Source organism: Pseudomonas sp. P1.8 (assembly GCF_001269805.1).
Taxonomy (GTDB): Bacteria; Pseudomonadota; Gammaproteobacteria; order Pseudomonadales; family Pseudomonadaceae; genus Aquipseudomonas.
The window spans coordinates 24,189-45,081 of the sequence record NZ_LHVM01000024.1 but is presented as its reverse complement, the minus strand read 5'-3'; the positions used below and the strand labels follow the sequence as shown (position 1 = coordinate 45,081).

The window sequence follows — 20,893 nt, the reverse complement described above, 5'->3', positions numbered from 1 at the left end:
CTGACTTGGCAATTGCCTAGTGGCGCGTGCTGGCCGGTATCAATCCGTGGCGCTGATGGCCCGTGTTTGAGTGACCTGGGCCGGTGCAAAATGGCAGGTAAAGGTGCTGCCGTGGCCGGGTACGCTGCTGATTTCCATCCGCGCCCGGTGTCGTAACAAAACGTGTTTCACGATCGCCAACCCCAGGCCGGTGCCGCCGGTATTGGAGTTACGGCTGGAGTCGACGCGATAGAAGCGTTCGGTCAGGCGCGGCAGGTGTTTGCTGTCGATACCGATCCCGGAATCCTGCACGCTCAGGTGTGCACCCTGGTCATCGCCCCACCAGCGAATGCGGATACTGCCTTCGGCCGGGGTGTACTTCACCGCGTTGAACACCAGGTTGGAAAACGCGCTGCGCAATTCGGCTTCGCTGCCCTTGAGCAGTATTGTCGGATCGGCTTCCAGGGTGATGCGCTGGTTTTTGTGCCCCGAGAGCTGCTGGGCATCGCCCTTGATCGATTGCAGCAAACTGTCGATGGGCACCGGTTGGTTGTCCGACGGGTAATCGGTGGCTTCCAGTTTGGCCAGCAGCAACAAGTCGTTGAGCAGCGTTTGCATGCGCCCGCCCTGTTGCTGCATTTGCTGCAAGGCACGGCTCCAGCGCGGGTTCACGTCCTCGACGTTGTCGAGCAGGGTTTCCAGATAGCCGCAGATCACCGTCAACGGTGTGCGCAGTTCATGGGAAACGTTGGCAATGAAGTCTTTGCGCATCTGTTCCAGCTGATGGATGCGCGTGACGTCGCGCACCAGCATCAGGTGCTCGTTGTTGCCGTAGCGGGTGATGTACAGCTGAATGCGCACGCGATCGTTGGTCGGTGAAGGAATCTCCAGCGGTTCGGCGTAATTGTCCTGCTCGAAATACTCCTTGAAGCGCGGGTGGCGCACCAGGTTGGTCACTGGCTGACCGCTGTCTTGCGGGGTCTTGAGGCCCAGCAACGTTTCAGCGGCGCGGTTCCACCATTCCAGATTGCCGTCGGTATCGAGCATGATCACCGCATCTTTCAGCGCGGCGGTGGACTCCTGAACGCGATCGATCACCGCTTGCAGACGCCCCCGTACGCGTTGGTCGCGGCGCTGCAGGTGATAGATGCTGTCGAACACTTCGCCCCACAAACCGTAGCCGTCAGGTGGCGCTTCATCGGGTTTATGCAGGCGCAGCCATTCGTGCAGGCGCAGCAATTGTTTGAGGGTCCAGGCCAGGTAAAGACCCAGGCCTGCGGCGAGGCTCCAGCCGTAATAGCCGGTGATCAGGCCGATCACCAGGCAGGCGGTGACCAGCAGCAGCATGTGGCGAATCAGGGTGCCATGCCAGTTTTGGTTCACGGAAAATTTGCGTCCTTGTCAGCGAGTCTGGCGGTTGGATCAGGCCTTGGTCGAGAACCGATAGCCAGTGCCGCGCACGGTTTGTACCAGATTTTCGTAAGCATCGCCGAGGGCTTTGCGAAGACGGCGGATGTGCACGTCGACGGTTCGCTCTTCAACGTAGACGTTGCCGCCCCAGACCTGATCAAGCAACTGGCCACGGGTGTAAGCGCGCTCCTGATGGGTCATGAAGAATTGCAGCAGGCGGTATTCGGTCGGGCCCATTTCCGCAGGACGGCCATCGATGGTCACGCGGTGGCTGATCGGGTCCAGCAGCAGGCCGCCGACTTCGATCGGGGCTTCGCCATCGGTCGGACCGGCGCGGCGCAGCACGGCCTTGAGGCGCGCCACCAGTTCTCGCGGAGAAAACGGCTTGGTGATGTAGTCGTCGGCGCCGACTTCCAGGCCCTGGATCTTGTTGTCCTCTTCGCCCTTGGCGGTGAGCATGATGATCGGAATATCCCCGGTCAGCTCATCGCGCTTGAGACGACGGGCCAGCTCGATGCCGGAGGTGCCGGGCAGCATCCAGTCGAGCAGGATCAGGTCCGGTTTACGGTCGACGATAATGGCGTGGGCTTGCTGAGAGTTTTCAGCCTCCAGGCAGTCATAGCCGGCCATTTCCAACGCAACGGCGATCATTTCGCGAATGGGCGCTTCGTCGTCGACGATCAGAATGCTCCTGCCAACCATGCCTTAATCCTCTTGTCATTTAACTGTCTTGTGCCGCATTAGATAACGGAATTATTGCAGTCGTGTGACAGTATTTTAGACACCCGGCGATTGGCTGGATCCTGGACTAAGCTCTAAGTCCGAATCCTGACAACCACAAAAGGAAGGTTTCCATGACACAACACTCGCATTCCTTCAAAGCGTTGCTACTGGCGGCCGCGCTGCTCTTGCCTTCGATGGCCTTTGCTGCCGAACCGGCGATGATGAAAGACGGCATGATGACCGACCATAAAGGCATGACCTTGTACACCTTCGACAAGGACACGGGTGGCAAGTCGGTGTGCACCGGGCAATGCGCAGAAAACTGGCCACCGCTGAAAGCCGAAGCGGGCGCCAAGCCTGAAGGTAAATGGACAGTCATCACCCGTGACGACGGGACGATGCAGTGGGCTTACGGTGGCAAACCGCTGTACTACTTCGTCAAGGACAAAGCGCCCGGGGACATGACGGGCGACAAGATGAAAGACGTCTGGCACGTCGTCCGCGAGCATATGTAAATCCAACAATGATCGCAGCTTTCGTAGGAGCTGCCGCAGGCTGCGATCTTTTCAACGGTCACCGCAAGGCATAATCCAGCACAATCCCGACAAAAATCGCCAACCCCGCCCAATGGTTGTGCAAAAACGCCTTGAAGCAACGCATCCGGTCCTTGTCGCGGGTGTACCAGAACTCCCACGCAAAGCAGCCCGCCGCCGTCAGCAAGCCGAGGTGGAACCAGCCGCCAAGGTCGAACTTCGACCCCGCCAGCAACAGGCAGCCCAGCGCCAAACCTTGCAAGGTCAGGATGATCGCCCGGTCCGCGTCGCCAAACAGAATCGCGGTGGATTTCACCCCGATCTTCAGGTCGTCATCGCGGTCGGTCATCGCGTAGTACGTGTCGTAACCCACCGTCCACATCAGGTTGGCGATCCACAGCAACCAAGCGACAGCCGGCAATTCACCGGTTTCTGCGGTGAACGCCATCGGCATGCCCCAGGAAAACGCCGCGCCCAGCACCACTTGCGGGTAATAGGTGTAGCGCTTCATGAACGGGTAACTGAACGCCAGCGCCAGCCCGCCCAGCGACAGCCAGATCGTGGCAGCGTTGGTGCACAGCACCAGCAGGAAACTCACGCCCATCAGCAGCGCAAAGAACACCAGCGCTTCTTTGGAGCTGATCTTGCCGCTCACCAGCGGGCGCTGCTCGGTGCGTTTCACGTGGCCATCGACCTTGCGGTCGGCCCAGTCGTTGATCACGCAACCGCCTGCGCGGGTCAGCACCACGCCGAGGACGAAAATCACGATGTTCGCCAATGAAGGCGAGCCCTTGCCCGCAATCCACAACGCCCACAGCGTCGGCCACAGCAGCAGGTAAATGCCGATCGGCTTGTCCATGCGTGTCAACTGAATGAAATCCCAGGCCCGTGGATTCAAGCGGTTCAGGGACTTGAGCAGGCTCTGGTACATCAACGGTTCTCCGGTTGGACGCCGGCGGCGTTCCACAGGGTCGGCAGGAATATTTCAGCCACCAGGATGCTCAACGCACCCCGATCGAAACGCGAACGGCGGCCCCATAATTCAGGTGCCCGCACGTCGCTCGGCAACCACGCTTGCGGGTAATGGCAAACCTCAATGGCCTGGCGCTGGAACGCCCGGTCGCAAAACAGCAACTCACCCAGCGAACGGCTGCCCAGTTCGTCCATGTGCAAGCCGTCGCCTTGCAAGGCACTGCGTGATGCCACGCTGCGGGCGAACACCCACGTTTCGCCATGACCACGCAAATACACCTCGCGCACCCAGCCTTCACTGCCTTCGGCCAGGTCCAGCGCAGCGCATTCATCGGTGCGCAGCGGCTGCCAGCCTTCGAACAACGGCGTGACGCTGAAGGCATCATTCGACAGGTGAATAAGGCGTCGGGTCAGCGAGCCTTCGTCAAAAAGCCAGTCCAGAATGGGGGCGTCGGGCAGGGGCGCCAATCGGCTGCGGGAGAGCCAGAGCGGGGCCGGGGAGGGGGAGTCTGTGTGATGCACAATGAGTCATTGTTGGCAGCAAATGAGGCGGCGAGCTTACCATGTCAGCCACCGATATTGATTCAACGGCCCGCCGTTGCGCCGAACAGGCTTGCATCTACCGGGCTCGATCAGTACAAAACGCGCTGAGCCGGACGGCAGCGCTTCAACCATCGACCGTCCGCGCCGGCAAAACGCCTGAAACCTGAGGAAGTACCTGAATGAAAAAGTGGCAATGTATCGTCTGCGGCCTGATCTACAACGAAGCCGACGGCTGGCCGGATGACGGCATTGCGCCTGGCACTTTGTGGCAGGACGTGCCCGAAGACTGGCTGTGCCCGGACTGCGGCGTGGGCAAAATGGATTTCGAAATGATCGAAATCAACTAATCAAACATTGGGAGTTGGGAATGAACGCACCTGTCGTAATCGTTGGCACCGGGCTCGCTGGCTACAACGTGGCCCGCGAGTTTCGCAAACTCGATAGCGAAACCCCGCTGCTGCTGATTACCGCCGATGACGGCCGCTCTTACTCCAAGCCGATGCTCTCCACCGGTTTTGGCAAAAACAAAGACGCCGATGGCCTGAGCATGGCCGAACCCGGCGCCATGGCCGAGCAACTGAAGGCCGAAGTGCGCACCCACACGCGCATCAGCGGCATCGACCCGGGCCACAAGCGCCTGTGGATCGGCGAAGAAGCGGTGATCTACCGCGACCTGATCCTGGCTTGGGGCGCCGAAACCGTGCGCGTTCCGATTGAAGGCGACGCTGCCGATTGCGTGTTCCCGATCAACGACCTCGAGGACTACGCCCGTTTTCGCGCCGCAGCGGCCGGCAAACGCCGTGTCTTGCTGCTCGGTGCCGGCCTGATCGGCTGCGAATTCGCCAACGACCTGACCTTGGGTGGCTACGAAGTGCAACTGGTCGCCCCGTGCGAACAAGTCATGCCGACCCTGCTGCACCCGGCCGCCGCCGCCGCCGTGCAGGCTGGCCTCGAAAGCCTTGGCGCACGTTTCCACCTCGGCCCGGTGCTCAATCGCCTGCAAAAAGTGGCGGACGGCCTGGAAGCGCACCTGTCCGACGGCCAGGTGATCCCCTGCGACGTGGTGGTCTCGGCCATTGGCCTGCGCCCACGCATCGACCTGGCTGCAGCGGCGGGCTTGCAGGTCAATCGCGGGGTGGTGGTCGACCGCCACCTGCAATCCTCCCACGCCAACATTTACGCATTGGGGGACTGCGCCGAAGTCGACGGCCTGAACCTGCTGTACGTCATGCCCCTGATGAGCTGTGCCCGGGCGCTGGCCCAGACCCTCGCCGGCAACCCGACCGCTGTGACCTATGGCCCGATGCCAATCACCGTGAAAACCCCGGTGTGCCCGTTGGTGGTTTCCCCGCCACCACGGGGCGCAGAAGGTATTTGGACCGTCGAAGGGCAGGGCACCGACATCAAGGTTTTATGCCGCGATGCCTCGGGCAAACTGCTCGGTTATGCCCTGACGGGCGCGGCCGTGATGGAAAAACTGGCCCTGAACAAAGAGCTTCCGGCTCTGTTGGCGTAAATACTGGTCGTTCTGTCGGAATCACCCCCCTTTTGCCCCAACAATGGCCGCGCCGATACTGGCGCGGGGCCTCACTGCGTGCCATCCTCACTCCCGTCTGCCGCAGAGTAGAGCACCTGCGGCGCTTTGGGCGCTGCTCCGCAGAGAGCAGCACGGACATAACAACAACAAACCGTCAAAGGGGCTTCACTCACATGCGTAAACCAGATCTCGCCGCCGCCATTGCTGAAAAAGCAGACCTCACCAAAGAACAAGCCAACCGCGTTCTCAACGCCGTGCTGGAAGAAATCACCGGCGCCCTGCACCGCAAAGACAGCGTAACGCTGGTGGGCTTCGGCACCTTCCTGCAACGCCACCGCGGTGCCCGCACCGGCAAAAACCCGCAAACCGGTGAACCCGTCAAAATCAAGGCCAGCAACACCGTAGCGTTCAAGCCAGGCAAATCGTTGAAGGACAGCGTCAATCCGTAAATGATATCTACCTCTCGCGTCTTGCGAGACGGCATTAAAAATGGGCACGCCAACCAGGTTGGGTGCCCATTTTTGTTTCTGGCTTTAAACAACGGCCTGTTGATTTTTGTGTGTTCGGTGTGGGAAGTGCGTATTCACGTGATGAAAACATCAGAAAATTTGAGGAAGCATCTGACAACTTTTTAGGGTTGGCCGTCGGAAGCGCGGAGGTTAGCGTGATAACTCCAACTTCTCACGGAGATACACCATGCCCTATGTCACCCACTCAGGCGCTGGATCAGAGTCCGAAAGCGGCATTGCATACGCATCCACTTCTTCAAAGAAACCGCAGGACGCGGTCGACCGTGCGTTGGACTACTACTTGAAGCCGACAACTGTCATGGCCGCCGTGCATGCGCCGAGCTCAATTTTTGTTGTTGCACCTGACGTCGACAATGAAACGCTACTAGCCCATGCCTGCGAGTCATTAGCGTCAGCAAGTGTGATGGCGAGTGAATTTGCCGGGGTATTGGAGGGCGTGCATCGAAATACCATGTTAGCCCTTCAGCAGGTACTCATGCTGGGTGAGCTCGCGGTAAATCGAGTGTTGGACAATGTTCATAAACCGTAAGGTTCATAGGGGGGGCGTCCCATCAATGTTCTTCAGACTTCGCTTGAAAAGTGAAATGAAAAAATCATGACTTGGTAGTCATCATGGGGTAATTGTCGGACATCTTCCGCTAACGCAACGCGATACTGGAGTTATTGTCCGAAGTCGATACACTGCCCGGGCCGTTCATTTTACTTTTGAGGCTGTACAGATGAAATTTCGTTTTCTGCTGTGGATGCTGGGTTTGTTGATGGGGAGGGCAAGCCGGTCCAATCCGGCGTTTCAGCAGCAGTTGGGGGACAAAGACCTGGTGTTTCAACTGCAGACCCTGGACGGCAAGGTGGCGCGGCACTTTCGTGTGAAGGGTCAACGCATCACCAGTCAGTCCGGTGTACATGCCGAGCCTGCGTTCGCGATTGCCTTCAAAGACGCCGCGTACGGCTTTGCCACGATGCAGGCGAAAAACAAGCAGCTGGCGTTCATGACGGGGATTCAGGACAAGTCGATTCAGATCAAGGGCAATCCGGCGCTGGTGATCTGGTTCCAGGGCTTGACCAAGTATTTGAAACCGAAGAAGGCGTAGGCCCGAGCTTGCTTTGGGCGGCGTTCCGACGAAGAGATCAAGCGCGCCACGTTTATCCAGGATATGCGCGTCATCGTTGACGATTTCGCGGGCAAGCCTGCTCCTAAAAGGATTACCTGAATCCTGTATGAGCGGGCTTGCCCGCGATGCTTTTCAGCCCTGGCTGAATTGCGAAGCGAGTTCACGCAGCAGCACTTCGGCTTCCAGCACTTTGCTGACGATGTCTTCGGCTTTGCTGCGGGTCAGGCCCAGGCGTTCGAGCAGGGCGTCGGGTATGTCTTCGTCCGGGCCGGAGCCGATGCCTCGGCTTCGCAGCAGTCGCAACGACAGGCACACCAGATTCGGGTACTCGGCATAGTCACCGTCGTAGTTGGCATCGTGCTGGAAGCGCAGGGCGGTGGCCAATTCCTCGGGCATGTCCCAATGGCGCATCAGCCACGAGCCGATCTGCTCACGGCTGATGCCCAGCAGGTGTTGCTCGATAAAGCTGTGGCACAGGTGCGGGTTGACCTCCAGGTGGCGGCAGATCAGCGAGAAGTGCGGCGGGAACACGTGGGCCAGCAGCAAGTAGCCGAAGTTGTGCAGCAGGCCTGCCAGGTAGGTCAGGCCGGCTTCCGGGCGCTGGGCGCGTGGCATGGCGCGGGTCAGGCCTTCGATGACGGCGGCGGTGTAGATCGATTGCTGCCAGTACGGTGTGGAGTGTTGCGGCTGGTCCTTGGGCAGGCTCAGGGTTTTGCCCAGGGCCAGGCCCAGCGCGAGGTTAATCACCAGATCGAAACCGAGCACACGCACAATGGCATCTTCTACCGAACGAATCTTGCCCGGCGAGGCGTAGTACGGCGACGCCGCCCAGCTCACTACTTGTGCCGCCAAAGCCGGGTCGGTTTCGACCACGCCGGTGATGTCGTCGATGGTGGCGTTGGGGTCAACACGCAGTTTGATGATTTTTTGCGCGGTTTCGGCCAGCGGAGGGATTTCGATGGTCGCTTCCAGACGCTGCTGGATGCGTCGTGCGGTGAACGCTTGAACAGCCTGGGTGATTTCCTGGCGATCGTCACCCGGACGGTCGAGGTTCGGTCGAATGCAGGTCAGGTTTTCGCCGAAGTTGGCGGCGCTGGCCTTGGTCAGCATGGTCTTGAAGTCTTCGCTGGCGATTTCCAGCAACACGCCCGGCTCACCCGAGTTGACCAGTAACTTCGGTTCGCGCAGCAGGCTTTCGTCGTACAGGCATGGCGCACTGGTCAGTGCCGGCAGGCCCGGCAGCAGGCTGAGGTTGTGCTTGCCCAGCATCTTCACCAGGCGCTCGTTGGAAACGGCAGTGAGGCGGCGCCCGGTGAGTTCGGTCAGACGATTGAGGTCCAGCAGCTGGTTTTGCGCAAACAACACCATCAGCGTGCCAACGCTGTCATCGAGCAGCACGGACTGGATCTTGCGCGCGGCGTTGAGGCCGTGGTGATCCAGCACTTCTTCGTAAGCGATGCCTAGCTTGTCCAGCATCAGCCGAATGACCGACGGAGCGTGCGGGGAAGCGGGTGCGAGGGCAACTTCGGTCATGGTCTGTATCCGGACTAAAACAATGGCGGGAGTATAACCAGCTTGATTAGCGCGATGCTTCAGAAACTGAGACGGTGCTCACACTTGGCCGTATTGCTGCCCATGCCGTAACCAGCGGTCGAGTAGCGGGCTGACGTGGTCCGGCCAGCGCTCCAGCAAGGCTTGTGCGGCGTCGCGCACGGCGGGCAGCAAGTCGGCGTCGCGCATCAGGTCGGCGACTTTGAATTGCAGCAAACCGGTTTGCCGAGTGCCGAGCATTTCGCCGGGGCCGCGCAGTTCGAGGTCTTTTTCGGCGATGACAAATCCGTCGTTGGTTTCGCGCATGATGCCCAGCCGCTGACGGCCGATCTGCGACAGCGGAGGATGGTAGAGCAGCACGCAATGGCTGGCCGCGCTGCCCCGGCCGACGCGGCCGCGCAACTGGTGCAGCTGCGCCAGGCCCAGACGTTCCGGATTTTCAATGATCATCAGGCTGGCGTTGGGCACATCCACGCCGACTTCGATCACGGTGGTAGCGACCAGCAGTTGCAGGTTACCGGCCTTGAATTCGGCCATCACCGCAGCTTTTTCGACGGGCTTCATGCGGCCATGGATCAACCCGACCTTCAGCTCGCCGAGTGCGGCAGTGAGGTCTTCGTAAGTGGTTTCTGCTGCTTGGCAGGTCAGCTCTTCGGACTCTTCAATCAGTGTGCACACCCAGTACGCCTGACGTCCTTCGGCACACGCACCGCGGACCCGTTCGATAACTTCGACGCGTCGGGTGTCGGTGATCAGTACGGTATTGACCGGGGTTCGGCCGGGCGGTAATTCGTCGAGGATCGAAGTGTCGAGATCGGCGTAGGCGCTCATCGCCAACGTGCGCGGGATCGGGGTGGCGGTCATGATCAACTGGTGCGGACACATGCGTCCTCCAACGCCTTTTTGCCGCAACGCCAACCGCTGTTGCACACCGAAACGGTGTTGCTCATCGATGATCGCCAATGCCAGATTCTTGAACTGCACTTCGTCCTGGAACAGTGCGTGGGTGCCGACCACCATCGGCGTGCCGCTGGCAATTTGCTCCAGCGCGGCAATGCGGTTCTTGCCCTTGAGCTTGCCGGCCAGCCATGCGACTTCGATGCCCAGCGGTTCGAGCCAGCGTTTGAAGGTGATGTAGTGCTGCTCGGCGAGGATCTCGGTGGGCGCCATCAGCGCGACTTGATAACCGGCCTCCAGAGCCTGGAGCGCGGCAAGGGCGGCGACCACGGTTTTACCCGCGCCGACGTCGCCTTGAATCAGCCGCAGCATTGGCTCGTGCTGGCTCAGGTCGTAGGCAATTTCGTTGCCCACCCTTTGCTGGGCACCGGTTGGTTCAAAGCCGAGATTCGCCAGGTATTTGGCTGGCAGTCGGGTGGCTTTGGGCATGGCGGGTGCCCGCAGGGAGCGCATGCTTTCGCGCAGGCGCTGCTGTGACAGTTGATGGGTCAGCAGTTCCTCGAAAGCCAGGCGGTGTTGCGCCCAATGATGACCGAGCGCCAGTTCATCCACGTCGGCATCGGCGGGTGGGTTGTGCAGGTAGCGGATCGCGTCGGCCAGCGGCGCCAATTGATAGTCCCGGGCCAGCTCTTTGGGCAGCCAGTCGGGCAGGCTGCTGGGGCCGAGCAGGGTGAGGGTCTGCATGCACAACTGGCGCAGGCGTTGTTGGGTCAGGCCTTCGGTCAGTGGGTAGACCGGGGTCAGGGTTTCATCCACGGGCGGTGGCTCGTCGCCGGTGATGGCGCGGTATTCCGGGTGGTAGATTTCAAGCCCCGAAGCGCCGGGCCGGGCCTCGCCGTAGCAGCGAACCCGCGTACCGCGTTTGAGGCCTTCTTTCTGCGCGTTGCTGAAATGGTAGAAGCGCAGGCTGAGCCCGCCGGTGCCGTCCTGCAAGCGCACGACAAGACTGCGGCGCCGACCCATGACCACATCGGCACCGCTGACGGTGCCTTCGACGACGGCGTCTTGCCCCGGTCGCAAGTGGCCGATCGGCACCACGCGGGTGCGATCCTGATAGCGCAGCGGCAGGTGAAACAGTACGTCCTGAAGATTCTCCAGGCCGACTTTGGCCAACTTCTCGGCCATGGCCTCGCCGACACCCTTGAGTGCCGTCACCGACACTTGCGACAACTCCGTCATAACAACGGCTTAACCGGCAGCGACCGGTGCCGCTGGCTTGGCCACCGAACACAGGCGAATGGAGTCAGCGAGGATTTCAATCGCCTTCGGGCGCGGGAAGCTTGCGCGCCAGGCAATCGCTACGGTTCGGAACGGCACCGGTGCCGAGAGCGGGCGCACTTCGATCACGCCGGGGGCGTAGTGATGGCTGTCGACCGCCGACAACGGCAGGATCGAGATGCCAAGACCGGAGGCCACCATGTGACGGATGGTCTCCAGGGAGCTGGATTCCACGGTAGTGTGTTTGGCGCCGTCGCTGCCTTTGGCAAGGGTCGGGCAGGCTTCGAGCACCTGATCGCGGAAGCAGTGGCCTTCGCCGAGCAGCAGCAGGCTCTTGTCGTTGAGCAGACTGGCGTCGATGGATTCTTTTTGTGTCCACGGGTGTTGGGCCGGCATGAGGACGTAGAACGGCTCGTCGTAGAGCTGCAAGGTCAACACGTCAGCTTCGTTGAACGGCAGGGCGATGATAATTGCATCGAGCTCGCCGTTGCGCAGTTTGTCGCGCAGCACGTGGGTGAAGTTTTCTTCGATGTACAACGGCATCTGCGGGGCGACCCGGTGCAGTTGTGGAATCAGGTGTGGGAACAGATAGGGGCCAACCGTGTAGATCGCGCCGACTTTCAGCGGAGCGGTCAGCTGGTTCTTGCCGGCTTGGGCCAGTTCGCGGATGCCTTGGGCCTGCTCCAGCACTTTTTGCGCCTGGGCCACGATGCCTTCGCCGACCGGGGTCAGGCGCACAGCGCTTTTGCTGCGCTCGAAAATCAGCACACCGAGTTCGTCTTCAAGCTTTTTCACGCCCACCGACAGAGTCGGCTGGCTGACGTGGCAACGCTCGGCCGCATGGCCGAAATGCTGCTCTTGGGCGAGGGTAACGATGTAGCGTAATTCTGTGAGGGTCATAGCAAGCGTCCATGAAGTTGCACGCCAAGCATAACGGCTGCAATCGATAGACGCACGTTATCAGACTGAATGCGTCAAGTGACACCGGGCAATGCCGGTTTGCCGCTGGCAGATAGGCAAAAAGGCACCTTTCGGTGCCTTTTCTTGTGCAAATGAATCCCCTGTAGGAACTGGCAAGTCAGCTCCTTCAGGATTCGATGTTTACCGCCGGCGTTTTTCCAGCGAGTACACAAACGGTGCAACGATTTCGATCGAGCCGTTGGTCAACATGTCGGCCGGCGGCTTGGGCAGCGGTTGGGCACGACGGATCATTTCCAGGGTCGCTCGGTCCAGATCCGCAGTACCTGAGGCGCCGACCAATTCAAACGACAACACATTCCCTTCCCCGTCGACCACGAAACGCAGACGGTTCATGCCTTCCTTGCCCCGCGCCTGTGCACTGGCAGGGTACTTTTTGTACTTCTGCAAGTGTGCCAGCAGCGTGCCTTGCCAGCTGGCTTTGGCCGCCAGTTGAGCGGGCGAAGGGCCTGGAGCAGGCTGAGCGGACTTCTCCGTCGGAGCTTGAGTCTGCTGGGTTTCGGCAGGTTTTTCTTCAGCCGGCTTTTCCTTCGGCGGCTCGGGTTTTTTTTCTACCGGCTTGGGTGGCTGCGGCTTGGGCTTGGGCTTGACCGGCTTGGGCACGGCAATTTCGGCTTTCGGCGCTTCGGCAAGCTTGGGTATCGGCAGTTCTTCAACCGGAGCCGGTGGCTGCGGAGGCGTGACGACTTTGGGCGGTGCCGGCGGTGGCGGGGCGGGAACGGGTGCCAGTTCGACCATCATTGCCTGGGGGGGCAGCTCGATGGGCGGGCGGGCAGACCAATTCAGCGCCAGCGCGATGGCCAGTGCGTGAACGCCCAGCACCACGGCCAGGCTACCGCTGTAACGCGTCAGCTTATGGCGCGTCGTGATCATTTCTTGGCTGCCGTCTCGAGTCCAACCAGACCCACTTTCAGGTAACCGGCCGAGCGCAGGTTATCCATCACGCTCATCAGGTCGCCGTAATCCACACCTTTATCGGCCTGGAAGAAGATCGTTGTGTCTTTCTTGCCTTGGGTCCTGGCGTCGAGGGTGGCGCCGAGTGCTTCGGCCTTCACTTCCTCTTCACCGAGGAACAGGCGCTGGTCAGCCTTGACGCTGAGGAACACCGGTTTTTCTGGCCGCGGCGCCGGTTTGGCGGTGGACGCGGGCAGGTCGACCTTGATGTCCACGGTGGCCAGCGGGGCCGCCACCATGAAGATGATCAACAGCACCAGCATCACGTCGATGAACGGCGTGACGTTGATTTCGTGGTTTTCGGACAGATCGTCGTCTGCCCCTTCTTTCAAATGCAGGCCCATGGCCGATTACCCCACTTTCACCATGTGCGGTTGCGAGCTGCTGCGCTCAGGCTGGTGGTCGAGGTCACGGCTGACCAGCAGCAGGACCTGCGCCGATGCGTCGGACACCTGGGCTTTGTAACCGGCGATGGAGCGGGCGAAAACGTTGTAGATCACAACGGCGGGAATCGCTGCAACCAGGCCCAACGCTGTGGCCAGCAGGGCTTCGGCGATGCCGGGGGCCACGACGGCGAGGTTGGTGGTCTGGGTTTTGGCGATGCCGATGAAGCTGTTCATGATGCCCCATACCGTACCGAACAGGCCGACAAACGGCGCGGTGGAGCCGATGGTGGCGAGTACGCCGGTACCGCTGCTCATGTTGCGACCACAAGCCGCGACCAGGCGCTCAAGACGGAAGCTGACGCGTTCCTTGATGCCTTCTTTTTCGCGGCTGCTGGCCGAGAGGCGCATTTCTTCAAGGGCGTCGTGGACCAACAGGTTGGCAAGCGTGCCTTCCTTGGCCGCGGTAGCGCTGGCCTCTTTCAAGGTGGCGGCTTTTTTCAGGTGGGCGATTTCACCGCGCAGACGACGTTTGGCGCCAATCAGCTCGAAGCCCTTGGCGATCCAGATGGTCCAGGTGATGATCGAGGCGATGGCCAGACCGATCATCACGATTTTTACGATGATGTCGGCGTTCTGGTACATGCCCCAAGGCGACAGGTCATGGGCCATGCCCAGTGTGTTGTCTGCTTCGAGGACTTCCGGCACGTCTTCACCCAGGGCGTCTGCCGGTACGGCTTGTGCTGGATCGGTCGCAACGGGAGCAGCGTGATCGGCTGCAGCAGGTGCGGTAGCGGCTGGCGCAGTGGCAGGTGCCTGGGCATCAGCGAAAGCGGCGACCGGCGCCAGCATCAGACTGAGGAACAGGGCGGCCACCGCGCTCCAGGCGCGAGGTCGATTGGTTGGCGAAGCGGAGAAATGATTGCGTGTCATGCTGGGCCGGACCTGAGTGAAAAAAACGGATGATGTTCTTCCAGGCCTCGAAAGGCCGAGAACAAAAGTGGGGCGTATTATTGCAAGTAATTCTTGTTAACAAAAGTAATAGAGTATCTTTTTTTCCTGCATTGCTAGCCGCTCGTCTATTGCCAGCGCTAGTCTGTCCGTTTCCTAGGGGAGTTTTTTGATGTCCGCGCCTTCTGTTTTGATCGCCGGTTGCGGTGATGTCGGCAGCCGTCTGGCCACCCAATTGCTGAACGCCGGGTGGGAAGTTCATGGCCTGCGGCGCGACGTTTCACGCTTGCCTGAGGGGGTCATCGGCGTTGCCGGTGACTTGTTCAACAAGGATTGCCCGGCCACTTGGCCGATTGGCGCGGTGGACTATCTGGTGTATTGCGCGGCGGCCACCGATCACGATGAGGCTGGTTACCGCGCGGCTTATGTCCAGGGTCTGGAGCATGTGCTGGAGTGGCTTAACGACTACGGGCAAATGCCCAATCGCCTGTTGTTCGTATCCAGCAGCAGTGTTTATGGTCAGCAGGAAGGTGAGTGGGTCGACGAGACTTCACCGGCTGTGGCCAGCAGTTATTCAGGGCGTGTGATGCTCGAAGCCGAGCAGGTCGCCCTTAAAAGCGGTATCCCGGCCAGCGTCGTGCGTTTGACCGGTATTTATGGTCCGGGCCGCGAATGGCTGCTGACACAGGTGCGTCGGGGGTATCGCGTGGTAACCGATCCGCCGTTGTATGCCAACCGTATCCACGCCGACGACGCCGCAGGATTGATGGCGTGCTTGCTGGAGGCGGATCGTCGTGGCGTGGCGCTGGACGATTTCTATATAGGTGTCGACGACGCGCCAGTCGCACTGGCGGATGTGGTGGGCTGGTTGCGGGAGTATCTGGGTGTGACGGAATGGGCCGATGACGCCAGCGTGCGTCGAACTGGAAGCAAGCGGTGCACCAATGCGCGGTCAAAAGCGTTGGGCTGGACGCCGACGTATCCGAGTTTTCGCGAGGGGTATGCGGCGATTCTTGAGGGGCGTTGCTGATTTCCTGACAACCCGCACATTGTAGGAGCCGGCTTGCTGGCGAAAGCGGCGCACAACCAACATTGATGTTGAATGTAACGACCCTTTCGCCAGCAAGCCGGCTCCTACAGTGGGCTCAATTCAAGCTCGGATCACTGCTTTTCCAGTAACCATTTGCGATCACCCGGCGTGTACGAAGGCATTTCGTCTGCCTGCGCGGTGTTCACGGTCTGGAAAATCTCCAGCTCCTTACCCTTGCGCGCAAAGATCCAGGCGTTACCTTGGCCGTTGAGTTGCAGCCACATGTTGTCGTTGCCGCCGCTCATGGACGCACAATCGCCGGCCAGGCACAGGGCGTAGCGATCACTGCCCGGCAGGCCGGTTACCTGGCCGTCAGCCTGGAATTTCACCGTGCCGCCTTCACCGGGGCCGCTGACAATAGCCCAGCTGCCACCCATGTAAGCGGAATACAGCGCTCGTTCAAAGCTGGCACCCATCGGTGCGCCTTCGGGTACCTGGATCTGTACGCGGTCGAAAATTTGCTCAGGCTCATTGTCGCTGGCGGCCTGGCTCAGTTGTTTGCCGTCCCGCTTCAGCTCACTGGCCGAGCTGCCATAAAAATCGACTTTCCAGGCGCCGGACTGTTCGCCCAGCAGCTTGCCTTCGACATTCTCAAAACCATTGGTGTAGCGGGCCTGGCCGGCCTTGGTGTTGACGTCCCATTCCAGGTTAGGGCCATAGGCCTGGAGCGCTTCGCGCAAGGGAACACCTTTGGCTGCTGCGTCGATCGCGACCTGGTTGATCCAGGTACCGCTGATATCGCGGTCGGCAGGGTCGCTGGCACATCCGCCCAGAAACAGGGCGAGCAGCGAGAGAGCAAGCGCATTGCGCATTGTGGAATCCTTTCAGACTTTCTTTACAGCCGAGCAGTCGGCGCAGCCCTGGGCTGCGCCGTACGCATTACTCGATGACCAGGATGGCATCCATCTCAACCTGCGAACCCTTTGGCAGGGCTGCAACGCCGATGGCGGCGCGGGCTGGGTATGGCTGGTCGAAGTATTTGCCCATGATCTCGTTGACCTTGGCGAAGTGGCTCAGGTCGGTGAGGAAGATGTTCAGCTTGACGATGTCCTTGAACGAACCGCCGGCAGCTTCAGCCACGGCCTTGAGGTTCTCGAACACCTGGACGGTCTGGGCTTCGAAGCCTTCAACCAGTTCCATGGTTTTTGGATCCAGCGGGATCTGACCGGACATGTAAACGGTGTTGCCAGCCTTGATCGCCTGGGAGTAAGTACCGATGGCGGCCGGGGCCTTGTCGCTGGTGATAACAGTCTTGGTCATGTAGGACTCCTTGTAATGAGGGGGGCTTAGGCGCGCATGCGGGTGATTCGAATCACCCCGGTCAAGGCGCGCAGTTTCTTGATCACGCGGGCCAGGTGCACGCGGTCGTGCACGCTGACCACCAGTTGGACCACGCTGATGCGACCATCGCGTTCATCCATGCTGATTTTCTCGATATTGCCGTCGGCCGCGTTGACGCTGCTGGCCAGCAAGGCGATCAGCCCGCGCTGGTGTTCCAGTTCGACGCGCAGCTCGACGTTGAATTCGCCGGTGACATCCTTGGCCCATGAGAGCTGGATGCATTTTTCCGGATTGTGGCGGATTTCGGTGATGTTGCGGCAGTTGTCCAGGTGCACAACCATGCCTTTACCCGCAGACAGGTGCCCTACAATCGGGTCGCCTGGAATCGGCGTGCAACACTTGGCGTAGCTGAGCACCAGGCCTTCGGTGCCGCGAATCGCCAGCGGACCTTCCGGGCTTGGCAACTGTTCGCCTTCGCCCAGCAGCCTGCGGGCCACCACATAGGCCATGCGGTTGCCCAGACCGATGTCTTCGAGCAGGTCTTCGATCAATTCCAGGCGGTACTCGGCGAGCATCGCCTTGACGCGCTCGGCCGGGATTTTTTCCAGCGAGCTGTCGAAACCGTTGAGGACCTTGTTCAGCAGGCGTTCGCCGAGGCTGACCGACTCGGAGCGACGTTGCAGTTTAAGCGCATGACGGATGTGCGTGCGCGCCTTGCCGGTAACCACAAAGTTGAGCCAGGCCGGGTTCGGCCGCGCGCCTGGGGCGCTGACGATCTCGACCGTGGAACCACTTTGCAGCGGTTCGGACAGCGGCGCGAGACGACGGTTGATCCGGCAGGCGATGCAGCTGTTACCCACGTCGGTGTGCACAGCGTAGGCGAAGTCGACCGCAGTGGAGCCTTTGGGTAGCTCCATGATCCGGCCTTTGGGCGTGAACACGTAGACCTCGTCCGGGAACAGGTCAATCTTCACGCTTTCGATGAATTCCAGCGAGTTACCGGCGCGTTGCTGCATCTCCAGCACGCCTTTGACCCACTGGCGGGCGCGGGCGTGAGTGCCTTTCGGCTGCTCGTCGCCACTGGATTTGTACAGCCAATGGGCCGCGATGCCATTGTTGGCCATCTCTTCCATTTCGCGCGTGCGGATCTGGATCTCGATCGGAACACCGTGCATGCCGAACAGCGTGGTGTGCAGCGACTGATAGCCGTTGGCTTTGGGGATCGCGATGTAATCCTTGAAACGCCCCGGCAACGGTTTGTACAAATTATGAACAGCGCCTAATACGCGGTAGCAGGTGTCGACCTTGTCGACGATGATCCGGAACGCGTACACGTCCATGATCTCGTTGAAGGCCCGACGCTTGCCGCGCATTTTCTTGTAGATGCCGTAGAGGTGTTTCTGACGACCGCTGACCTCACCCTGGATGCCATCGATGGCCAGGCAGTGGCTGAGGGACTCTTCGATCTTGTTGACGATTTCCTTGCGGTTGCCCCGGGCGCGTTTCACGGCCTGGTAGATCCGCGCGGAACGCATCGGGTGCATGGCCTTGAAGCCGAGGTCTTCGAATTCTATGCGAATGGCGTGCATGCCCAGCCGGTTGGCGATGGGCGCATAGATTTCCAGGGTTTCCTTGGCGATGCGCCGGCGTTTTTCGCCGGACAGCACTTCCAGCGTGCGCATGTTGTGCAGGCGGTCGGCCAGCTTGACCAGGATCACGCGAATATCGCGGGCCATGGCCATGGCCATTTTCTGGAAGTTTTCGGCTTGTGCCTCGGCCTTGGTCTCGAAGTTCATCTGGGTCAGTTTGCTGACCCCGTCGACCAGTTCGGCCACGGTTTCGCCGAACTGCGCTTGCAGCGCTTCCTTGGCAATGCCGGTGTCTTCGATCACGTCATGCAGCATCGCAGCCATCAGGCTTTGATGGTCCATGTGCATGTCGGCAAGAATATTCGCCACCGCGAGTGGGTGCGTCACGTACGCTTCACCGCTACGGCGGCGTTGACCGTCGTGGGCTTGTTCGGCGTAAAAATACGCTCGGCGGACCAGGTTGACCTGGTCGTTGCCGAGGTAGGTCGATAAGCGATCGGCGAGGGCGTCTATGCTCGGCATGATGTCTCCTGCCGCAAGCTGTAATCCCGCGCCGTGCTACGTCGACCAGGCATAGGCTTAGACGGCCTCGTTGGACTCGTCCTCGAACGCTGCGAACAGCGGTTCGTCTTCGACGATTTCGGCGTTGGCGATGAACTCGTAGCTCATCAGGCCTTCCGCGATTTCACGCAGGGCTACAACGGTAGGCTTGTCGTTTTCCCACTGGACCAGTGGCTCTTTGCCGCCGGTGGCCAGTTGACGGGCACGCTTGGTAGAGAGCATGACCAGCTCAAAGCGGTTTTCCACGTGTTCTAGGCAGTCTTCAACGGTTACGCGGGCCATGGTATTCCTCGGAGCGAATGCAATATGCGCGCTGCCCGGTTGGGCGAGCGGACTCGACAGTTTAAAAAATCACCAGCGTTTAGGGAAGCGCTGATTTTTTGACCAAGCCCTCCAACGCGCTACAAGTGCCAATGTAAAGCCCCTGCAGCGGTTTTGGGAAGAGCTGTTTAGCCGAGTAATTCAGCCAGCAATTTGCCGAAACGTTGCTGCTGGCGTTTCTGAATCAGCTGATTGGCGCGGAAAATCGCCTTCAGATCGTGCAGCGCATGGGCGAAATCGTCGTTGATGATCAGGTAGTCATAGTCGACATAGTGGCTCATTTCGCTGACGGCTTCGCGCATCCGGCCGTCGATGATCTCGTCACTGTCTTGGCCGCGGTTCGTCAGGCGCTGGTGCAGCGCCTCGAGTGATGGCGGCAGAATGAAGATCGAGCGGGCCTGAGGCATCAACTTGCGCACCTGCTCGGCACCTTGCCAGTCGATTTCCAGAATCAGGTCGTGACCTTCATCCAGCGTCTGCTGCAGGTGACTTTGCGACGTGCCGTAGAGGTTGCCGAACACTTCAGCGCGCTCCAGGAAATCCCCGTGCTCGATCATTTTCACGAACTGTTCGCGCGAAACGAAGTTGTAGTTCACGCCGTCCACTTCGCCCGGACGCATGGCGCGGGTGGTGTGGGAGACCGAAACGCGGATCTCCGGATTGGCGTCGGTCAAAGCCTTGACCAGGCTGCTCTTGCCCGCGCCAGAAGGGGCGGAGATGATGTACAGGGTGCCGGTGCTGTGGGTCATGTCGGGGGTTGCCTTACTCAATATTCTGCACTTGTTCGCGCATTTGCTCGATCAACACCTTGAGGTTGACCGCAGCCAGGGTGCTGCGCGGGTCGAAGGCTTTGGAGCCCAGTGTGTTGGCTTCGCGGTTGAGTTCCTGCATCAGGAAGTCCAGGCGTCGGCCGGCCGCGCCGCCGGACTTGAGCACCCGTCTAACTTCGATGATGTGAGTGCTCAGGCGATCCAGTTCTTCGGCGACGTCGCTTTTTTGCGCGAGCATGACCATTTCCTGCTCCAGGCGCTGCGGATCCATCTCGGCCTTCATGTCGGCGAAACGGTCGAGCACTTTCTGGCGCTGGGTGGCGAGCATTTGTGGAACCAGCTCACGCAGGGTTACCACGTCTTCTTCAATGGACGTCAGGCGCTCGTTGATCAATCGGGCCAGCTCCGCACCTTCGCGCTCGCGGCCGGCCTTGAGTTCTTTCAGGCCGAGGTTGAACAGCGCCAGTGCTTCGGCATTCAGGGCTTGCGGGTCGGTCGCATCACCCACCAGCACCCCAGGCCAGGCCAGGACTTCGAGCGGGTTCAGCGCTGCGGGATTTTTGATCAGACCGGCAATGGTTTCGGCGGCTGCGACCAGTTGAGCGGCGCGTGCCTGATCTACTTGCAACGCTTTGGCGGTGTTTTCTTCGGTGAAGCGCAGGGTGCATTCAAGCTTGCCCCGGGACACGCCTTGGCGCAGGGCTTCACGCACCGCGCCTTCGAGGTCGCGAAAGGACTCCGGCAGGCGCAAGTGCGGTTCCAGGTAGCGGCTGTTGACCGAGCGCAGCTCCCAGCTCAGGGTGCCCTGAACGCCGGCTTTCTCGACGCGGGCGAAGGCGGTCATGCTGTGCACCATGGAGGTACCTCGCAATGCGGATCGGCGCAAAACTGACGTTCCGGCAATCCGCTATCAATGAATTAAAGCCGACTGGCAGCAAAGGCGCAGGATT

The 20,893-nt window shown here is 60.3% G+C and carries 23 protein-coding genes; 7 read left to right on the top strand and 16 right to left on the bottom strand.

Translation table 11 applies throughout. From position 1 onward, the window contains the following. Nucleotides 1-39: 39 nt before the first annotated feature. Together phoR and phoB are read right to left on the bottom strand one after the other, a co-directional pair. Nucleotides 40-1,326 (bottom strand): phosphate regulon sensor histidine kinase PhoR, encoded by a 1,287-nt coding sequence (gene phoR / locus AD668_RS26620; RefSeq protein ID WP_305729004.1) that lies wholly within the window; start codon nt 1,324-1,326, stop codon nt 40-42. A gap of 75 nt (nt 1,327-1,401) precedes the next feature. After that, nucleotides 1,402-2,091 carry a phosphate regulon transcriptional regulator PhoB gene (gene phoB, locus AD668_RS26615; RefSeq protein WP_003229608.1) on the bottom strand — a complete coding sequence of 230 codons (690 nt, stop codon included), beginning with the start codon at nt 2,089-2,091 and terminating at the stop codon, nt 1,402-1,404. A gap of 152 nt (nt 2,092-2,243) precedes the next feature. Between phoB and AD668_RS26610 the strand changes: the two genes are divergently transcribed. Beyond that, a complete protein-coding gene (locus AD668_RS26610; protein WP_053163911.1) occupies nt 2,244-2,627 on the top strand; it encodes a hypothetical protein in 384 nt (127 codons plus the stop codon). Between the two features lie 58 nt (nt 2,628-2,685). Here AD668_RS26610 and ubiA read toward each other — a convergent pair whose 3' ends face one another. Together ubiA and AD668_RS26600 are read right to left on the bottom strand one after the other, a co-directional pair. After that, nucleotides 2,686-3,576 carry a 4-hydroxybenzoate octaprenyltransferase gene (gene ubiA, locus AD668_RS26605; RefSeq protein ID WP_053163908.1) on the bottom strand — a complete coding sequence of 297 codons (891 nt, stop codon included), beginning with the start codon at nt 3,574-3,576 and terminating at the stop codon, nt 2,686-2,688. Next, a complete protein-coding gene (locus AD668_RS26600) occupies nt 3,576-4,139 on the bottom strand; it encodes a chorismate lyase (protein WP_053163907.1) in 564 nt (187 codons plus the stop codon). Before AD668_RS26600 ends, ubiA begins: the two co-directional genes overlap by 1 nt. A gap of 200 nt (nt 4,140-4,339) precedes the next feature. Between AD668_RS26600 and AD668_RS26595 the strand changes: the two genes are divergently transcribed. From AD668_RS26595 to AD668_RS26575, 5 genes are all read left to right on the top strand, one after another. Next, nucleotides 4,340-4,507, top strand: a complete 168-nt coding sequence (locus tag AD668_RS26595) for a rubredoxin (protein ID WP_003437744.1) — start codon at nt 4,340-4,342, stop codon at nt 4,505-4,507. Between the two features lie 20 nt (nt 4,508-4,527). Then, the gene (locus AD668_RS26590; protein WP_053163906.1) at nt 4,528-5,676 is read left to right on the top strand and encodes an NAD(P)/FAD-dependent oxidoreductase; all 1,149 of its coding nucleotides are present in this window, start codon (nt 4,528-4,530) and stop codon (nt 5,674-5,676) included. 194 nt (nt 5,677-5,870) lie between these two features. Continuing rightward, nucleotides 5,871-6,146 carry an HU family DNA-binding protein gene (locus AD668_RS26585; RefSeq protein ID WP_003195589.1) on the top strand — a complete coding sequence of 92 codons (276 nt, stop codon included), beginning with the start codon at nt 5,871-5,873 and terminating at the stop codon, nt 6,144-6,146. Nucleotides 6,147-6,393: 247 nt separating this feature from the next. Continuing rightward, nucleotides 6,394-6,756 carry a DUF6124 family protein gene (locus AD668_RS26580; protein ID WP_053163905.1) on the top strand — a complete coding sequence of 121 codons (363 nt, stop codon included), beginning with the start codon at nt 6,394-6,396 and terminating at the stop codon, nt 6,754-6,756. Nucleotides 6,757-6,946: 190 nt separating this feature from the next. Beyond that, nucleotides 6,947-7,318 (top strand): hypothetical protein, encoded by a 372-nt coding sequence (locus tag AD668_RS26575; RefSeq protein WP_053163904.1) that lies wholly within the window; start codon nt 6,947-6,949, stop codon nt 7,316-7,318. A 153-nt stretch (nt 7,319-7,471) separates the two neighbouring features. Here the strand turns inward: AD668_RS26575 and AD668_RS26570 are convergent, their stop codons facing one another. The 6 genes from AD668_RS26570 to exbB all read right to left on the bottom strand — a co-directional run bounded on the left by AD668_RS26570 (nt 7,472) and on the right by exbB (nt 14,313). Next, entirely contained in the window at nt 7,472-8,872 is a 1,401-nt protein-coding gene (locus AD668_RS26570) for an aminoacyl-tRNA deacylase and HDOD domain-containing protein (protein WP_053163903.1), read from the bottom strand. A 78-nt stretch (nt 8,873-8,950) separates the two neighbouring features. Continuing rightward, nucleotides 8,951-11,026 (bottom strand): ATP-dependent DNA helicase RecG, encoded by a 2,076-nt coding sequence (gene recG / locus AD668_RS26565; RefSeq protein WP_053163902.1) that lies wholly within the window; start codon nt 11,024-11,026, stop codon nt 8,951-8,953. A 9-nt stretch (nt 11,027-11,035) separates the two neighbouring features. Continuing rightward, nucleotides 11,036-11,965, bottom strand: coding sequence for a hydrogen peroxide-inducible genes activator (locus tag AD668_RS26560; protein ID WP_053163901.1), 930 nt, complete (start codon nt 11,963-11,965; stop codon nt 11,036-11,038). A gap of 201 nt (nt 11,966-12,166) precedes the next feature. After that, the gene (locus tag AD668_RS26555; protein ID WP_053163899.1) at nt 12,167-12,916 is read right to left on the bottom strand and encodes an energy transducer TonB; all 750 of its coding nucleotides are present in this window, start codon (nt 12,914-12,916) and stop codon (nt 12,167-12,169) included. Then, nucleotides 12,913-13,341, bottom strand: a complete 429-nt coding sequence (gene exbD / locus AD668_RS26550; RefSeq protein ID WP_053163897.1) for a TonB system transport protein ExbD — start codon at nt 13,339-13,341, stop codon at nt 12,913-12,915. The genes AD668_RS26555 and exbD overlap by 4 nt, the downstream gene beginning before the upstream one ends. 6 nt (nt 13,342-13,347) lie before the next feature. Then, nucleotides 13,348-14,313 carry a tonB-system energizer ExbB gene (gene exbB / locus AD668_RS26545; RefSeq protein ID WP_053163895.1) on the bottom strand — a complete coding sequence of 322 codons (966 nt, stop codon included), beginning with the start codon at nt 14,311-14,313 and terminating at the stop codon, nt 13,348-13,350. 190 nt (nt 14,314-14,503) lie between these two features. On the opposite strand from exbB, the gene AD668_RS26540 reads away from it, so the two are divergent. Next, nucleotides 14,504-15,361, top strand: a complete 858-nt coding sequence (locus tag AD668_RS26540) for an SDR family oxidoreductase (protein WP_053163893.1) — start codon at nt 14,504-14,506, stop codon at nt 15,359-15,361. A 131-nt stretch (nt 15,362-15,492) separates the two neighbouring features. Here the strand turns inward: AD668_RS26540 and AD668_RS26535 are convergent, their stop codons facing one another. The 6 genes from AD668_RS26535 to AD668_RS26510 form a co-directional block, all read right to left on the bottom strand. Continuing rightward, a complete protein-coding gene (locus AD668_RS26535; RefSeq protein WP_053163892.1) occupies nt 15,493-16,233 on the bottom strand; it encodes a hypothetical protein in 741 nt (246 codons plus the stop codon). A gap of 67 nt (nt 16,234-16,300) precedes the next feature. After that, on the bottom strand, nt 16,301-16,681 hold the full coding sequence (locus AD668_RS26530) for a RidA family protein (protein WP_003229509.1): 381 nt from the start codon (nt 16,679-16,681) through the stop codon (nt 16,301-16,303). Nucleotides 16,682-16,707: 26 nt separating this feature from the next. Next, a complete protein-coding gene (spoT, locus tag AD668_RS26525; protein ID WP_053163889.1) occupies nt 16,708-18,813 on the bottom strand; it encodes a bifunctional GTP diphosphokinase/guanosine-3',5'-bis pyrophosphate 3'-pyrophosphohydrolase in 2,106 nt (701 codons plus the stop codon). Between the two features lie 57 nt (nt 18,814-18,870). Further along, nucleotides 18,871-19,134, bottom strand: coding sequence for a DNA-directed RNA polymerase subunit omega (gene rpoZ, locus AD668_RS26520; RefSeq protein ID WP_003177259.1), 264 nt, complete (start codon nt 19,132-19,134; stop codon nt 18,871-18,873). A gap of 167 nt (nt 19,135-19,301) precedes the next feature. Then, nucleotides 19,302-19,922: a guanylate kinase gene (gmk, locus tag AD668_RS26515; protein ID WP_053163887.1), complete on the bottom strand. Its 621-nt coding sequence runs from the start codon at nt 19,920-19,922 to the stop codon at nt 19,302-19,304. 13 nt (nt 19,923-19,935) lie between these two features. Beyond that, a complete protein-coding gene (locus AD668_RS26510; RefSeq protein ID WP_053163885.1) occupies nt 19,936-20,799 on the bottom strand; it encodes a YicC/YloC family endoribonuclease in 864 nt (287 codons plus the stop codon). Nucleotides 20,800-20,893 lie beyond the last annotated feature (94 nt).

Bases quoted from the DNA above. Each gene is read 5' to 3' on its own strand.
- phoR (WP_305729004.1), bottom strand. From the start codon at position 1,326: ATGCTGCTGCTGGTCACCGCCTGCCTGGTGATCGGCCTGATCACCGGC.
- phoB (WP_003229608.1), bottom strand. From the start codon at position 2,091: ATGGTTGGCAGGAGCATTCTGATCGTCGACGACGAAGCGCCCATTCGC.
- AD668_RS26610 (WP_053163911.1), top strand. From the start codon at position 2,244: ATGACACAACACTCGCATTCCTTCAAAGCGTTGCTACTGGCGGCCGCG.
- ubiA (WP_053163908.1), bottom strand. From the start codon at position 3,576: ATGTACCAGAGCCTGCTCAAGTCCCTGAACCGCTTGAATCCACGGGCC.
- AD668_RS26595 (WP_003437744.1), top strand. From the start codon at position 4,340: ATGAAAAAGTGGCAATGTATCGTCTGCGGCCTGATCTACAACGAAGCC.
- AD668_RS26590 (WP_053163906.1), top strand. From the start codon at position 4,528: ATGAACGCACCTGTCGTAATCGTTGGCACCGGGCTCGCTGGCTACAAC.
- AD668_RS26585 (WP_003195589.1), top strand. From the start codon at position 5,871: ATGCGTAAACCAGATCTCGCCGCCGCCATTGCTGAAAAAGCAGACCTC.
- AD668_RS26580 (WP_053163905.1), top strand. From the start codon at position 6,394: ATGCCCTATGTCACCCACTCAGGCGCTGGATCAGAGTCCGAAAGCGGC.
- AD668_RS26575 (WP_053163904.1), top strand. From the start codon at position 6,947: ATGAAATTTCGTTTTCTGCTGTGGATGCTGGGTTTGTTGATGGGGAGG.
- AD668_RS26570 (WP_053163903.1), bottom strand. From the start codon at position 8,872: ATGACCGAAGTTGCCCTCGCACCCGCTTCCCCGCACGCTCCGTCGGTC.
- recG (WP_053163902.1), bottom strand. From the start codon at position 11,026: ATGACGGAGTTGTCGCAAGTGTCGGTGACGGCACTCAAGGGTGTCGGC.
- AD668_RS26560 (WP_053163901.1), bottom strand. From the start codon at position 11,965: ATGACCCTCACAGAATTACGCTACATCGTTACCCTCGCCCAAGAGCAG.
- AD668_RS26555 (WP_053163899.1), bottom strand. From the start codon at position 12,916: ATGATCACGACGCGCCATAAGCTGACGCGTTACAGCGGTAGCCTGGCC.
- exbD (WP_053163897.1), bottom strand. From the start codon at position 13,341: ATGGGCCTGCATTTGAAAGAAGGGGCAGACGACGATCTGTCCGAAAAC.
- exbB (WP_053163895.1), bottom strand. From the start codon at position 14,313: ATGACACGCAATCATTTCTCCGCTTCGCCAACCAATCGACCTCGCGCC.
- AD668_RS26540 (WP_053163893.1), top strand. From the start codon at position 14,504: ATGTCCGCGCCTTCTGTTTTGATCGCCGGTTGCGGTGATGTCGGCAGC.
- AD668_RS26535 (WP_053163892.1), bottom strand. From the start codon at position 16,233: ATGCGCAATGCGCTTGCTCTCTCGCTGCTCGCCCTGTTTCTGGGCGGA.
- AD668_RS26530 (WP_003229509.1), bottom strand. From the start codon at position 16,681: ATGACCAAGACTGTTATCACCAGCGACAAGGCCCCGGCCGCCATCGGT.
- spoT (WP_053163889.1), bottom strand. From the start codon at position 18,813: ATGCCGAGCATAGACGCCCTCGCCGATCGCTTATCGACCTACCTCGGC.
- rpoZ (WP_003177259.1), bottom strand. From the start codon at position 19,134: ATGGCCCGCGTAACCGTTGAAGACTGCCTAGAACACGTGGAAAACCGC.
- gmk (WP_053163887.1), bottom strand. From the start codon at position 19,922: ATGACCCACAGCACCGGCACCCTGTACATCATCTCCGCCCCTTCTGGC.
- AD668_RS26510 (WP_053163885.1), bottom strand. From the start codon at position 20,799: ATGGTGCACAGCATGACCGCCTTCGCCCGCGTCGAGAAAGCCGGCGTT.